Below are 14,039 nucleotides of genomic sequence, written 5' to 3' on the forward strand. Positions count from 1 at the left end.
TAAGATTATGGTCATAAAAAACTTAGAGAACAAAATCAAACTGGTGGGGATTGTCTGTGTGGCGGTCATCGTGGGATGCGTGGTCATCAGTTTGTCGAGCATTTGGACGGCAAGGGGCATGGTAGCCGATGCACAGCAGAAAATCTATGTGCTGGACGGCAATGTGCCGATACTGGTGCAGCGCACCTCGATGGAAGAAACGCTCGATGTAGAAGCCCGCAGCCATGTCGAAATGTTCCACCACTACTTCTTCACCCTTGCACCGGACGACAAGTATATCCAGTACACGATGGAGAAGGCGATGTATTTAGTGGATGAAACGGGATTGGCTCAGTACAACACTTTGAAGGAAAAAGGATTCTACAACAACATCATGGGTACGAGTGCCGTGTTCAGCATTTTCTGCGACAGCATCAAATTCGATAAGGAAAAGATGGAGTTTACCTATTATGGACGGCAGCGCATTGAGCGGCGCACCAGCATCCTGATGCGTGAATTGGTGACAGCCGGACAACTGAAACGTGTACCACGGACGGACAACAACCCGCATGGGCTGCTGATTGTGAATTGGCGTACCTTGCTCAACAAAGACATTGAGCAACGGGCGAAGAACAACTACTAACCAATTAACAATTGATAATTGACAATTCAAATTCAAAAACATAACGATTATGGGATGGAAGAAACTGATTTTCGGAGAGAAGATGCCTGACAAGGACGACCCGAAGTATGAGAAACGGTATAAGAAGGAAGTGGAGGCAGGACGGAAAGCCGCACGTTTCCTGCGGATAGACAAGATGGCAGGGCGTGCGCAACGCTTTGCCTGCAAGCATCCGAAGTGGTTTCTCGGTATCGTGTTCGGCATCGTATTGGGATGCCTGGCACTTAATGTGTATCGCGTGGTATCGGTATGCATATTACCGGACAATGGCAGGCACGCCACGGCCACCGAACGGCAGGAGATTCTTTTGAAACAAAAACAACCTATGAACCATGATGACGGACAGGATTAACTTCAGACAACCCAAGTACGTGTTGCCGGCCATCCTCTACCCTTTGTTGCTGGTGACGGGGTATTTAGTGTTTGACATATTCGACACGGAGGTAGCAGAATCGCCCACTTCCCTACAAACCACCGAGTACCTGAACCCGGAATTGCCGGAGGCGCAGATGCGCGATGACGGTATCGGAGGCAAGTATGAGAGCATGGTTAAGTCCTACGGCCGGATACAGGACTATTCCGCTGTAGAAAACATTGAACGGAACAACAATGAAACAGAGAAAGAAGATTACGATTCCCGCTATAGCGATGAAGACCTTGCCCTGCTCGATTCGGAAGCAGCCGCAAGGTCGGAGGAACTGGAACGTTTGCGTGAGATGCAGGAACGCCTGCGGCAAAGCGCCGAAAGAGGCGAAGCGATGGTGGCGGACACCACCGGGGTGCAACCGTTGAGCGAAGAAGAACGCCTAGCGCGAAGCGAGCAACGGCGCAAGGAGGCCTTGGCGGAGTTGGACAAGGCACTGGCAGAAGCCAGAAAGCAAGGGCAAAAAGGATTGCAGGACGTGGACAGCACGGACACGGAGAACCTCGCCCCCACCGGCAGTGTCGCCATAGGCGGCAAGGTGGAAATCAACGAAAATGCCGTGAACGAGCTTGCCGAGAATGCCGAGAACGAGCAAGTGGTAAAAAAAGTGAAGACCTCTTCGGAGTACTTCAACACCTTGGCCGAAAACGAACCGGACCCCCGCTTGATAAAGGCCATCATCGACGAGGACATCAAGGCGGTGGAAGGCTCACGGGTGCGCTTGCGCCTGTTGGACGACGTGGAGATAGACGGCAAGGTGGTGACCAAAGGCTCGTACCTGTATGCCACGATGAGCGGCTTCGGCAGCCAGCGCGTGAAAGGGAGCATCAAGAGCTTGCTGGTGGAGGACGAATTGGTGAAAGTGAACCTCTCCCTCTACGATACGGATGGGTTGGAGGGGCTTTATGTACCCGGTAGTTCCTTCAGGGAAACCACGCAGGATGTGGCATCCAACGCCCTCGGCAGCACGATGAGCATTAACAACGGAAATACCGGGAACACCTTTGCCCAATGGGGAATGCAGGCCATACAGAACGCCTATCAGCGCACGAGCAACGCCTTGTCAAAGGCCGTGCGCAAGAACAAGGCGAAGCTGAAATACGGCACGTTCGTCTATCTGGTGAACGGCAGGGATAAAAGGGACAATAATCGTTAGACACAACAACCATAAGCAATAAGAAGATGAAACTGACATCAGGAATCCTGGCCGTTGCCGCACTGCTGGCAGGACACGCGGCCAAGGCGCAGCAGACCTACAATGAAATGGAACAGCTGACAGTGAACGAGCAGGTGACGACTGTCATTACCGCCACTGAACCTATCCGCTTCGTGGACATCTCCACGGACAAGATAGCGGGTGACCAGCCGATAAACAACACCATCCGCCTGAAACCAAAGGAGGCCGGACATGAAGATGGCGAAGTGCTTGCCATCGTCACCATTGTAACGGAACGCTACCGCACACAATACGCACTGCTTTATACGACCCGTTTGCAGGAGGCCGTGACAGACAAGGAGGTACAACCGGTAGAGATGACCGCCTACCACAATCCGGCGGTATCGCTTTCTACCGAAGACATGTACCGGTTCGCCCGTCAGGTATGGCTTTCGCCTGCCCGCTACCGGAACGTAAGTCGCAGGCAGCACCGGATGACCATGCGACTGAACAACATCTACGCTGTAGGTGACTACTTCTTTATCGACTTCTCCATTGAGAACCGCACGGACATCCGCTTTGATATTGACGAAATCCGCGTCAAGCTGGCAGATAAGAAAGTATCGAAAGCCACCAACTCACAGGTCATCGAGCTAAAGCCGGAAATGGAACTGGAACAAAAGGGATCGTTCCTGCACGGATACCGCAATGTACTGGTGGTAAGGAAAATGACTTTTCCCAATGACAAGGTACTGACTATCGAGGTCAGCGAAAAACAGATTTCAGGACGTACTATCGCCCTGAACATTGACTATGAGGACGTGCTTTGCGCGGACAGTTTCAATGAGGTCTTATTACAGGAGGAGTAAGGGAAATGAAGAATGCAGAATTAATAATTAAGAATTTGGCTGTGCGAAAAGGCTTTGTCGCACTGGTTTTCTTGTTGGCAGCCATACTGCCCGGCTTTGCTGATGACCGGCATGGCAGAATACTAATTGGAACGGGATTGCTGTATGAAAGGGGCATGGACTTGACCATCGGCTATGAGTACGAAACGAACTACCACCATGCGTGGGAGTTCTTCGGAAATGTCTATCTGAAATGGGACGAATGTGAGGATTGCGGACACGTCTGCCCCGAATTGTTCTGGAACCATTACAATACGTGGGGTGTGGGTGCTGCCTACAAACCCTGCGTGTTCCGTAGCCGTAATCACCACGGCAACCTGCGCTTGGGCGGGTCGCTGGGCTCGGATAGGGACAAGGTGCTGGGCGGCATCCATGTGGGGTATGAGCATAGCTATGCGTTGCGCAAGGGCTGGAAGCTGTTTTGGCAGGCCAAGTGCGACCTGATGATAAAAGGGGAAGATTTGTTCCGGACAGGCATTGTCATCGGCGTGAAGATACCGACAAAATGAAGAATTAAGAATGAAGAATCCGGCACGTGAAGCAGACAAATTTTACGGAATATATAATTAAGGTATGAAAGGAAAGATGAAGAAGATAGGAAAAGCGTGGGCGGCAGTAGTGCTAATGCTGGTTGCCGTCCTTGTGGGCTGTGACGGGCATCACGACCCGTTGGACACCTCGATGAAAGTAGGACATATACTTTGCACGGACGGCAAGACACGAAGCTACGAAGATTATGCGGGTTCCGGCAAGGAAGCCATAGCCGTGGTGTTCCATGTGAACCACGATGAAGAAATAAATGGCACAGGCTATGCGGTCTATTTGCACGACCTTGCCCCGGAAGCCTTTGCTGACAGTTTGGGCATTGCGCAAGGAACGTCTGCCGACTTGGCGACTTACGATGGAAACGAGAATACCTTTGCCTTGTATGACACAGACGATGTTTCTTCACCTATGGCCATGCAGGTGTTTGATATGTGGCGGTACGGGCAGAGTGCCTACGTACCTTCGGTGGCGCAGATGCGGTTGCTCTATGCCGCCAAGGAGTTTGTAAATCCCTACATAGAGGCTTGCGGCGGCGACCCGCTGTCGAACGAAGCCGATGGATGTTGGTATTGGACGAGTACCGAAGTGGAGGGGCAGGAAACCGCCAAAGCTTGGCTGTTCTCGATGGGGAGCGGTGCCATACAGGAAACGCCCAAACTGCAAGGGCACAAGGTGAGGGCGATAGTCACTCTGTATAATGAAGAATGATGAATGAATAATTAAGGATTAAGGAAAGTACGAGATGGAAGAAAGCAAGGAACTGCAAGGCGCTTACAAGATATTCCGGACGGTGGTGTACGTGTCCGTCCTGCTGGAGTTTTTCATGTATGCGTTCAACCCGGCTGTGTTCGACTATTGGAACGGCATCGTGTGTGACGTGCACGACCGCATGAAGACGTGGCTCATCTACCATGACGGCAACCTTGTGTACAGCAAGATTGCCACCTTCCTGCTTATCTGCATCACCTGCGTGGGTACGAGGAACAAGAAACACTTGGAGTTCGATGCACGGAGGCAGGTGCTTTACCCGCTGGTGTCGGGCATTGGGCTGTTGGTGCTTGCGGTGTGGCTGTTCGGGTATGAAATGGATGTCCGCCTTTACTCCATGCGCCTAAACGTCATCCTCTACATGGCGGCATCGGTGGTCGGTACGATACTGGTTCACGTGGCATTGGACAACATCTCCAAATACCTGAAGGAAGGTTTGCTGAAAGACCGCTTCAACCTGGAGAACGAGAGCTTCGAACAATGCACGGAGTTAGTGGAGAACAAATACTCGGTCAATGTGCCCATGCGTTACTATTACAAAGGCAAGTTCCGCAAGGGATGGGTGAACATTAGCAATCCGTTTAGGGGAACTTGGGTGGTCGGCACTCCGGGTAGCGGAAAGACCTTTTCCATCATCGAGCCGTTCATCCGGCAACATTCCGCAAAAGGCTTTGCCTTAGTAGTTTACGATTATAAGTTCCCTACATTGGCGACCAAGCTGTACTACCATTACAAAAAGAACCAGAAGCTGGGCAAACTGCCCAAAGGATGCAAATTCAATATTATCAACTTTGTGAATGTGGAATACAGTCGCAGGGTGAACCCGATACAGGCGAAGTACATCCCCAACCTTGCCGCTGCCAGCGAAACGGCGGAAACATTGCTGGAGTCTTTGCAGAAAGGCAAGAAAGAAGGTGGCGGAGGTAGCGACCAGTTCTTCCAGACCTCGGCAGTGAACTTCTTGGCCGCCTGCATCTACTTCTTCGTGAACTACGAACGGGAGCCTTACGACAAGGACGGGAACAAACTGTATGCGGAGAAAGTGCAGGACAAGGAGACCAAGTTCTGGAAACCTACGGGCGTGGTGCGCGACCGCAAGGGCGGTAATATTGTGGAGCCTGCCTATTGGTTGGGTAAATACTCGGATATGCCGCACATCCTGTCGTTCCTGAACGAGAGCTACCAGACCATCTTCGAGGTATTACAGACCGACAACGAGGTGGCACCGCTGCTTGGCCCGTTCCAGACGGCATTCCAGAACAAGGCTATGGAACAGTTGGAAGGCATGATCGGTACGCTGCGTGTCTATACTTCCCGACTTGCCACCAAGGAATCGTACTGGATATTCCACAAGGACGGCGATGATTTCGATTTGAAGGTGAGTGACCCGAAGAATCCCAGCTACCTGCTGATAGCCAACGACCCGGAGATGGAGAGCATCATCGGGGCGTTGAACGCCCTGATACTGAACAGACTTGTGACACGTGTAAATACAGGGCAGGGAAAGAACATCCCCGTAAGTATCATCGTGGACGAGCTACCCACGCTGTATTTTCACAAGATAGACCGACTTATCGGAACGGCACGAAGCAACAAAGTGAGCGTGGCATTGGGCTTTCAGGAACTGCCGCAGTTGGAAGCCGATTACGGGAAAGTGGGTATGCAGAAGATTATCACCACAGTGGGCAACGTGGTTTCAGGCTCCGCCCGCTCTAAAGAAACGCTTGAATGGCTGAGCAACGACATCTTTGGCAAGGTGGTACAGCTGAAACGTGGCGTGACCATCGACAGGGACAAGACCAGCATCAACCTGAACGAGAACATGGACAACCTTGTTCCGGCATCCAAGATAAGCGACCTGCCTACAGGCTGGATATGCGGACAGGTGGCACGCGACTTCGTGAAGACCAAGACCGGACGGGGCGGCAGCATGAATATACAGGAAGCCGAAGAGTTCAAGACCTCGAAATTTTTCTGCAAGACCGACTTCGACATGGAAGAGATTAAGAAAGAGGAAGACGGGTATGTGCCGCTTCCCAAGTTCTATACTTTTCCATCGAAAGAAGAAAGGGAACGCATCCTGTACCGGAATTTTGTGAAAGTGGGCCAGGACGTGAAGGAGATGATAAAGGACGTGGTAAACAAGAAAGGGGCAAGATGAGATTGGTTTTATGTGTTTTATCCCTGCTGTTCCTGTTTTCACTCAACTTGACAGCGCAAGCCTCCGACAAAGGAAAGCGGCTGAGGATATACGAATTGCCACCGTTCGAGCGTGCCATATTTTGCACCAAGCATTACGAGGGTTGGCATGGAAGCCGTAAGCATCTGCCTTACATTGGATACGGGCACAAATTATTGCCTGGTGAACGGCTGACCCATAAGATAAGCCGCGCACAGGGCGACAGCCTGCTCCGTGCCGATATGCGGAAGCTGTGCCGTATGTTCCGCCGCTTCGGTCGTGACTCGACACTGCTTGCCTGCCTTGCCTATCAGGTAGGCCCGTACCGTCTGTTGGGAAACGAGAAACTTCCCAAAAGCAGACTGATACGCAAGCTGGAACGCGGCAACAGGGACATCCATAAGGAATATGTGTCCTTTCGGAAATGGAAAGGCAGGGTTATCCCAAGCATAGAAAGGCGCCGACGGGTGGAACTCGCCCTGTTGTTTGAGCCATGACAAGTAGAAAAAGACTAAACCATCTGCAAACAATACGGCACGGAATGACGGAGTTTTTCAATGGTTACACTGTGTATTTTCAGTTTAATAACAAACTAAAAATCAGAAATTATGGCAACATTCAAACTAAAATTCCGCCCTTCCACCGCTGAAGGCAAGCCTGGCACTATGTATTTCCAAGTGACTCACCGCAGAAGCACGAGAGCAGTTTATACCGATTACCACATCACACCCGAAGAATGGGACGAACGGACTTCGTTCATCCGCATCATTGGCACACCGGAACGGCAGGCGGAACTGCAGCTGATTGTCTCCAAGATACGATGGGACTGCAAGCGGATCGCCGCGTTCATTACGGAAAGGGAACAGGCCATGCTGGAATACACGGCGGACGACATCGTGTCGGCATTCCGTCTCCTGCCACCCTGCCAGACCTGGTTCAGCTTCATCCACGGTATGGTGGCGAAAAAGCTCCGCATCGGCCGATTAGGTACCGCCAAGACCTACCGTGATGCCTTGATGAGCTTCTCCCGTTTCCGCAACGGTGAGGACCTAACCATCGACGCACTGGACGCGGAGACCATGAACCTGTACGAGGCATGGCTGAAAGGACGGGGCGTGAAGCGCAATTCCTCGTCGTGCTACCTGCGTACCTTGCGCACCCTCTACCGCAAGGCGGTCGAAACCGGACTGACAACCGACAAGCATATTTTCCGCCACGTGTTTACCGGCTTTGCCAAGACCGCCAAACGCGCCATTCCGTTAGGCTCATTGCGTGCCATCAGGCAGCTTCAGTTGTCCGAAGGCTCTGCCATTGCCTTCGCACGGGACCTCTTCATGCTGATTGTCTACCTTCAGGGCATCTCGTTTGTGGACCTTGCCTATTTGAAGAAAGACGACATCCGAAACGGGCAGCTGCACTACAGCCGCAAGAAGACCGGACAGGAGCTGACCGTCGGTTGGGAATCCGTCATGCAGGACATTGTGGACAACTACATCCACCTGACGAAAGGCAGTCCGTATCTCTTACCCATTATCACTAAAACGGACGGCACGGAACGGCAGCAATACGAGCGGATGGAACATAAGGTGAACTATTACCTCAAGAAAATCGGCACGATGGTCGGGTTACAGGCATCCCTGACGACATATACGGGGAGGCATACCTGGGCCAGCATCCTGCGGGACATGGGCACCAGCCTGTCCGTCATCAGCAAAGGCTTGGGGCATGAAAGTCTGAAGACCACACAAATCTATCTTTCCTCCATCGACATGGAGGGCGTGGTGAAAGCCAACCGAAAAATGATAGGAAAAATTTTTCGTAAATAATAACCGGAAATGTTCGACAAATTTCACACCTGTATAATATGAAACGGCGGATTTTTGCAACTGACTGATTATCAATGTGTATTTTTGTGTGGAATCCCATTTTAGTCGAACAAATGCAGCTTTTGTTCGACTAAAATTCCGAATCTTTAAAATTTTCTGCCTATAAAATGGCTCTGTATTAAATCTTTTTATTACCTTTGCAACGTGTCCGCCGTTTCATATTATACAGCAATAGTAAAGCGGTGGGTATAGAAGAGACTTAATTGATTGAAAACTAAATACTTGTGATATGGAGGTAAAAATGTTAAAGCGCATTGCGCTTTGCTCTTCTCGTCACATAACAACGGCAGGCCATTGTTGCTGAGTTTTTACTCCAGAATGCTGCCGCTAAACCTAAAGAATGCTGTAAACAACGCCTGAAAAACGTCTTGAAAATGTTTGAAAAGCGTGGTGATTCAAATTCGGAGAGGTATCAGTTAGCCGTCATGCGATTGCCATGGGGGTAGCGTAAAGAACGCTTTTTCGTGAATGAAGAATGAAGAGTGAAGAATTAAGAGTTTACCATGCGGCATGACAACATAACGATGCTTCATAACTTAGCTCAAAACATCTTTTGCTCGTTATAACAGCGAAACAGTCATCATTCTTCAATCTTCATTGGCTTACGCCGAACGTTGTTTCATTATTCTTCATTCATCATTCTTAATTTATCTCACAGTGCCTGACAAACTCAACAGTGTAGATTACCATTGGTTTCTTGTCTGCACCAAACCGGGACATGAACCAGAGTTGTGCTCGCTCATCGAGCGCGAAAAGGACAAGATACGGAACATACTGGAGGTCTATTGCCCTACGCATACCAAGGTCTATGTGCGCCGTGGTGACAATGAACAGCAACAGCCCTTTTTCAACGGCTACGTGTTCGTGCTTGCCACCCAAGATGCATTGGTAGAGTTTCTCCGTGACAACAATTCCGACGCTTATATTTGGTACAACCGGAAGTGCACACCGGACGAGAAAGCCACAGTCTGCACCATCCCCGAATCGCAGATGCGTGCATTCCGTGACTACAACGAGAACTATGCCGACAAGGTGATTGTGTTGGAACGGCCTTACACCGACTATGCGGTTAACGCGAAAACGGACGAGCCGAACGAAATCGTGCGTGTGGTTGACGGTCCGCTTGCCGGATGTGAAGGCTACATTTGCCGCTTCCACAAGAAAAAAGGACTGGTATTCCGCGTTCAGGGCTTGATACCGGGCAGCTGGCTGACCGTCACTTACCCCAATGTATCCGACCTCCACGTTGTCCGACTACACAATGCCGAGGGCGACCGTTTGTCCATAGGCACGGAGAAAGGACGCGCCGTTGACCTGCTTACCGGCATCCTGCAAGGCTGCGGTTACGGAGAACGCACACAGTCCCTGTTTTATGAACTGATGGAGCGTCTTGCCGCCGACCTGTCGTTGGAGGCTCTTTGCAAGTATTTCCAGAAGCAAGGGGAAAAGGCATTGGCAGACCGTCTTGCCAAACTGACTACCAAAGAGGCAGAACTTCTGATAAACCTTGCCCGTTATGAGCATGACACGCCCGGATATGTGAAGGAAAACTGGCCAAGCCTCATTTTCCGCCCGCTCCTTACGCCGACATCGGGAATAGTCATAGAAAAAGACAAGGGTGAAGTGGAGTTGCAACATAAGGATTACACGGAAATCATCCGCAGGGTGGACATCACCGAAGAGGTCTATTACCCCAGCAGGCAGGAGGACGGGAAAGTCACCACTGCCTATTATGCCCACATCGGCATGAGGAAGGAAAAGGACGACCTCGTTTTCTTCGCCAACTGGGACGATTTTCTTCGCGAATATTTCCTGACGGCAGGAAAAGCCAACGAGAAGTTGGTTTCCGGTAAGGTGCAGAAAGTCCGTAACGAGATTACACTTAAGGAAACGGAAAAGCTCATTGAGTCTTTCCGCAACTATGCGCCTACATTATATAAGGTATTGACGGATGCGGATTCTGCCGTAAAAGCCGTGCAGGACTTTAAGGTCGGTGAAGATACGTTGAATGTCTTTACCATCCGGTCTTCAGCACAGGCAAAGGATGCGGCAAAGGACAAGCTGATACAGACCTGCGTCCGCATCTGCAAGGAAATCAACACCACCAACCACCTTGCCGTATGGCGCAGGTACCTGCGGACGGTATGGCTGCACAATTGAAGTTGACAAGGTATCAGTTGACAAGGCAACAAGGTTCTGAATAGTTTCACTAATGGCATCTAAAACCTTGTTAACTAGTTAACTAGTCAACGAGTCAACTTGTTACCTAAAATAAAATGCTTACATTTATCCAATTCTCCTCCCGTTGGAAGCAGCTCCATCACCCCACCATGAACGTGGATGGTGACGTGGCTTTCTTTTATCAGCTGTACGTCAGACTGTATCATCTTATCGGACAGGAAGCGAAGTGTTTCGACAATCATAAAATATTTCACTTTCTGCTCTATATAGAGAATACCGTTGCCGTCGGGATTGACGGCGTTTATGAATACAGGTACCGCTGCGTAGGCGATGTGGACAGCCGCTGGTGCGACGGATTTGACATGAGTGCCAATGCAGATTCTGAAGTCCACAACCTCGTGGGCAGAGCCGTGGCGGACGCAAAATATAGCGCCCTTCGGCAATGGATGGTCGAAAGCGTGCTGTCAGGTGATTTCTCCCGTTTGAGTGAAATGCTGGCATGGTTTGTGCGCGAGGACAAAATCCTGCAGCAGGTCTTTCCCGACCTGCGTTGCCGCAAGGCGATGTTCATGCAGCTCGTTGGAAATAAACAAACTGCCAAGAATATGCTGTGGGCAGATCTTGCTTTCAACTGGCATGACAAGCGCGGCGACTCTTTGGCAAATACCATAGCCAAACAGTTCCGCTATGAAGCATCTTTTGTAGAGGGAAAGGAAAAGACTTTGCTGAAGGAAGCGGCAGAAATACTCGATGCTATCCGTTCCGAACGACTGGATACTTATACGGTCATTGAAATGAAAGACGAACGCACGTTTACCTTGCTCCACAGGGACGGACGTATGTTCAGTGACGTGATTCTTCCGCAGCCGATGCCTGAGAATGCACAAGGCTGTCATATTGCCGTCCAACTCGTCACATACAATAATATAACATACATAAGCGGTTCAGCAGTCCGGCTTGATAAAGAAGCCCTGCCTACATGGAACGGCGAAACCAACTGGAACGACATCGTGCAGAAAGAGCAGGATGCGGCGAAGCTCACATCCTTCACCACCACGTTCGGCAAGCGGATGTGCTTATATGATGACCTTTACACCGTTCCGGAAGATCCGGAGGAAGCCTATTACGCCGATATGGGCATCCATTTCGACGAGCCGAACATTTTTGATTTTCTCGGAGGTCGGCCGAACGGCAGGGTAATCTATTTTGGCAGTTGACAGACAGACAAAATATAAAAAATGGATAACAACAGACAGAAGAATGTACAGACGGTAGCTGTTCACGTTGACAGCCAAAATGTAACTGGTTTTGGTTTTGTCGCCTATACCAATTCTCGCGTTGAGAAGCTGCGGGACGAGGGGCGTTATGATGCGGCAATAAAACTGAAAAAGTATCTCAGGAAGTTCCTCAACTATTTAGGCAAGAACGAAGTGCCTTTCAAGGACTTCGATGCCCTGCTGATGCGCAACTACCACACCTGGCTGAAGAACCAAGAGTTAGGACGCAACACCATTTCCCTCTATATCCGGAATTTGAAGCGTGTCTATAAACTTGCTGTAAATGACGGACTTGCTGCTGACTGCAACCCTTTCGAGGGCCTGGACGTAAGCTACCGCGTCAAGAAATACAGGTACGGCCTGACGCTCGATGATGTGAAACGTCTGCGCGACCTTGACCTGAGCGGTGAATCAGAGATGACCGTCTTCGCTCGCGACATCTTCCTGTTCACGGTTTATACCAAGGGCATGAGGAGCGACGACATCTTCCGCCTGACAAGCAAGAATATCAAGAACGGACAGCTCACTTACCGCCAGCACGTCACTGGCAAGGAAATCTCCCTTCCCTGGGAGCTGGCGATGCAGGAGATTGCCGACCGCTACAAGCGGAAAGGCTCGACCCTCCTCTTCCCCGTCATCACGGCAAAATCCCCACACGAGCAATGGATACAGTATGACGGTATTCTGCACCGCATTAATTACAATCTGAAGAAATTGGGCGAAAAGATAGGACTCGATTATCCGCTGAATCTTACCGTCGCAAGGCATTCGTGGGAAAGTATGACCAAGAGCGTAAGCATAAGCGACCTATTGTAACCATACTGCACTTCCTACCCGGTTGAAATAAGAAGATTACAGTCTCTATGCTAAAGGACATTCCACAAACTCTGACATGCCCTGTATGCAGGTCGCGGATTCCTTTCACCCTCAGCGGATTGCTGCTTGGCGAACGATTCACCTGTCACGGATGCCCGGCTATCGTATCATTGTCTACGGAAAGCCGGCAGGCGGTACAATCCGTAACGGATGAATTCGACCGCATTTTACATCATCAGACATTAATGGAAAATGATTTGCCCTCAGTAGCTCAAAAATTTACCGGTCTTCCTTGGGAAGAACTCATTGGCAGTTCCTTAAACGCAGCGGAAAATGCTGAAGCAGCCTTGGCTATGTATATGACCCGCTTCTTGAAAGAGCATGGCCTTGAAGATTCTTTTGAATCCATCCTGATAGAGATGAGACTTGAGCATCCTCATGTTGAAGCCTCGGATGCGGATAGAACATCGGAAGACAAGAGTTCCAATGCCTCATTCAGCCTCCCCCTGTCGGCTGTTATTCCATTCGGCTCATTAGGGATTGAAACACGACCCTTTTCAAAATGAAACAAGATTCACAAAAAGAGATGCGCAAGGAGATGTTCGACCGGATGGAAGCCGAATTGCAGAAAACCTGCAAGCCGGAAGAACGGATGTTTGCCTTGCATCCTGACGAAGACCATATCATCGTTTCGCACGCCTTGTTTCTGATGATGAGCAAGCCGTTGGCGGTCAAATTGCCAAGTTTGAAAGGTCGTTACCTGTTGCGCAAGTTGGAGGAAGAGATGCTGACGGCATGCCTGACCGAGTCTGACGGGTTCCCCGAACTGCTGCGTTATTGCAACCTCCTGTACGAAGTCTTTCCTTACGAACTGGCAGCGGCGGCACGCAATGCAGCCATTGCATCCAAAATCAGGAAATTGCAGGCTATCGGAATGGTTGCCGCAGGATATGGCGGTGATATGGATGATGACACAGTGGATGACATCCTTGACGACAGCCTGGGCATAGACTGGCGCATACCGACCGGCAAGGCCCTGCTGAGCGAGAAGGATACAAAGCACCCGCTGCTCAAAGACTTCGAGACACCGTTCATTTAAGTTAAAAGTGAAGAGTGAAGAACGAAGAGTGGAGAACGAAGAGTGAAGAATCAGAATGCCCCTGTGGTGTCGGAACTTTGATGTATCCGATACGCAAGGCCATTCATTCCTGCAATTATGAATTTAGTATTCCAAAAT

14 protein-coding genes are annotated in these 14,039 nt (G+C 50.3%); all 14 read left to right on the forward strand.

The window, feature by feature from the left end:
- The first annotated feature begins 7 nt into the window (after positions 1-7).
- The gene (gene traK / locus H6A34_RS00195) at positions 8-622 is read left to right on the forward strand and encodes a conjugative transposon protein TraK (protein WP_013619318.1); all 615 of its coding nucleotides are present in this window, start codon (positions 8-10) and stop codon (positions 620-622) included.
- 49 nt (positions 623-671) lie between these two features.
- Complete coding sequence (locus H6A34_RS00200; RefSeq protein ID WP_205102719.1) at positions 672-1,013, forward strand: hypothetical protein; 342 nt, start codon at positions 672-674, stop codon at positions 1,011-1,013.
- Positions 994-2,241 carry a conjugative transposon protein TraM gene (traM, locus tag H6A34_RS00205; RefSeq protein ID WP_205102720.1) on the forward strand — a complete coding sequence of 416 codons (1,248 nt, stop codon included), beginning with the start codon at positions 994-996 and terminating at the stop codon, positions 2,239-2,241. The genes H6A34_RS00200 and traM overlap by 20 nt, the downstream gene beginning before the upstream one ends.
- Positions 2,242-2,267: 26 nt before the next feature.
- Complete coding sequence (gene traN / locus H6A34_RS00210; protein WP_087248314.1) at positions 2,268-3,110, forward strand: conjugative transposon protein TraN; 843 nt, start codon at positions 2,268-2,270, stop codon at positions 3,108-3,110.
- A 5-nt stretch (positions 3,111-3,115) separates the two neighbouring features.
- On the forward strand, positions 3,116-3,658 hold the full coding sequence (locus tag H6A34_RS00215; protein ID WP_087248316.1) for a hypothetical protein: 543 nt from the start codon (positions 3,116-3,118) through the stop codon (positions 3,656-3,658).
- Positions 3,659-3,734: 76 nt separating this feature from the next.
- On the forward strand, positions 3,735-4,403 hold the full coding sequence (locus tag H6A34_RS00220; RefSeq protein WP_205102855.1) for an Lcl C-terminal domain-containing protein: 669 nt from the start codon (positions 3,735-3,737) through the stop codon (positions 4,401-4,403).
- A 34-nt stretch (positions 4,404-4,437) separates the two neighbouring features.
- Entirely contained in the window at positions 4,438-6,624 is a 2,187-nt protein-coding gene (locus tag H6A34_RS00225) for a type IV secretory system conjugative DNA transfer family protein (protein WP_205102722.1), read from the forward strand.
- Entirely contained in the window at positions 6,621-7,139 is a 519-nt protein-coding gene (locus tag H6A34_RS00230; protein ID WP_205102724.1) for a glycoside hydrolase family protein, read from the forward strand. Before H6A34_RS00225 ends, H6A34_RS00230 begins: the two co-directional genes overlap by 4 nt.
- Positions 7,140-7,250: 111 nt before the next feature.
- Complete coding sequence (locus H6A34_RS00235; protein ID WP_205102726.1) at positions 7,251-8,468, forward strand: site-specific integrase; 1,218 nt, start codon at positions 7,251-7,253, stop codon at positions 8,466-8,468.
- 717 nt (positions 8,469-9,185) lie between these two features.
- Positions 9,186-10,688, forward strand: coding sequence for a transcription termination/antitermination NusG family protein (locus tag H6A34_RS00240; protein ID WP_205102728.1), 1,503 nt, complete (start codon positions 9,186-9,188; stop codon positions 10,686-10,688).
- A gap of 116 nt (positions 10,689-10,804) precedes the next feature.
- Positions 10,805-11,926 (forward strand): hypothetical protein, encoded by a 1,122-nt coding sequence (locus H6A34_RS00245; RefSeq protein ID WP_205102730.1) that lies wholly within the window; start codon positions 10,805-10,807, stop codon positions 11,924-11,926.
- A 21-nt stretch (positions 11,927-11,947) separates the two neighbouring features.
- On the forward strand, positions 11,948-12,802 hold the full coding sequence (locus H6A34_RS00250) for a tyrosine-type recombinase/integrase (protein ID WP_205102732.1): 855 nt from the start codon (positions 11,948-11,950) through the stop codon (positions 12,800-12,802).
- Between the two features lie 47 nt (positions 12,803-12,849).
- On the forward strand, positions 12,850-13,368 hold the full coding sequence (locus H6A34_RS00255) for a DUF2589 domain-containing protein (RefSeq protein WP_205102734.1): 519 nt from the start codon (positions 12,850-12,852) through the stop codon (positions 13,366-13,368).
- On the forward strand, positions 13,365-13,901 hold the full coding sequence (locus tag H6A34_RS00260; RefSeq protein WP_239480699.1) for a hypothetical protein: 537 nt from the start codon (positions 13,365-13,367) through the stop codon (positions 13,899-13,901). The genes H6A34_RS00255 and H6A34_RS00260 overlap by 4 nt, the downstream gene beginning before the upstream one ends.
- Positions 13,902-14,039: the final 138 nt, after the last annotated feature.

This window comes from Marseilla massiliensis (genome assembly GCF_016899855.1).
Classification (GTDB): domain Bacteria; phylum Bacteroidota; class Bacteroidia; order Bacteroidales; family Bacteroidaceae; genus Prevotella.

Excerpts from the sequence above, each read along its gene's own strand:
- traK (WP_013619318.1), top strand. The coding sequence starts at position 8 with ATGGTCATAAAAAACTTAGAGAACAAAATCAAACTGGTGGGGATTGTC.
- H6A34_RS00200 (WP_205102719.1), top strand. The coding sequence starts at position 672 with ATGGGATGGAAGAAACTGATTTTCGGAGAGAAGATGCCTGACAAGGAC.
- traM (WP_205102720.1), top strand. The coding sequence starts at position 994 with ATGATGACGGACAGGATTAACTTCAGACAACCCAAGTACGTGTTGCCG.
- traN (WP_087248314.1), top strand. The coding sequence starts at position 2,268 with ATGAAACTGACATCAGGAATCCTGGCCGTTGCCGCACTGCTGGCAGGA.
- H6A34_RS00215 (WP_087248316.1), top strand. The coding sequence starts at position 3,116 with ATGAAGAATGCAGAATTAATAATTAAGAATTTGGCTGTGCGAAAAGGC.
- H6A34_RS00220 (WP_205102855.1), top strand. The coding sequence starts at position 3,735 with ATGAAGAAGATAGGAAAAGCGTGGGCGGCAGTAGTGCTAATGCTGGTT.
- H6A34_RS00225 (WP_205102722.1), top strand. The coding sequence starts at position 4,438 with ATGGAAGAAAGCAAGGAACTGCAAGGCGCTTACAAGATATTCCGGACG.
- H6A34_RS00230 (WP_205102724.1), top strand. The coding sequence starts at position 6,621 with ATGAGATTGGTTTTATGTGTTTTATCCCTGCTGTTCCTGTTTTCACTC.
- H6A34_RS00235 (WP_205102726.1), top strand. The coding sequence starts at position 7,251 with ATGGCAACATTCAAACTAAAATTCCGCCCTTCCACCGCTGAAGGCAAG.
- H6A34_RS00245 (WP_205102730.1), top strand. The coding sequence starts at position 10,805 with ATGCTTACATTTATCCAATTCTCCTCCCGTTGGAAGCAGCTCCATCAC.
- H6A34_RS00250 (WP_205102732.1), top strand. The coding sequence starts at position 11,948 with ATGGATAACAACAGACAGAAGAATGTACAGACGGTAGCTGTTCACGTT.
- H6A34_RS00255 (WP_205102734.1), top strand. The coding sequence starts at position 12,850 with ATGCTAAAGGACATTCCACAAACTCTGACATGCCCTGTATGCAGGTCG.
- H6A34_RS00260 (WP_239480699.1), top strand. The coding sequence starts at position 13,365 with ATGAAACAAGATTCACAAAAAGAGATGCGCAAGGAGATGTTCGACCGG.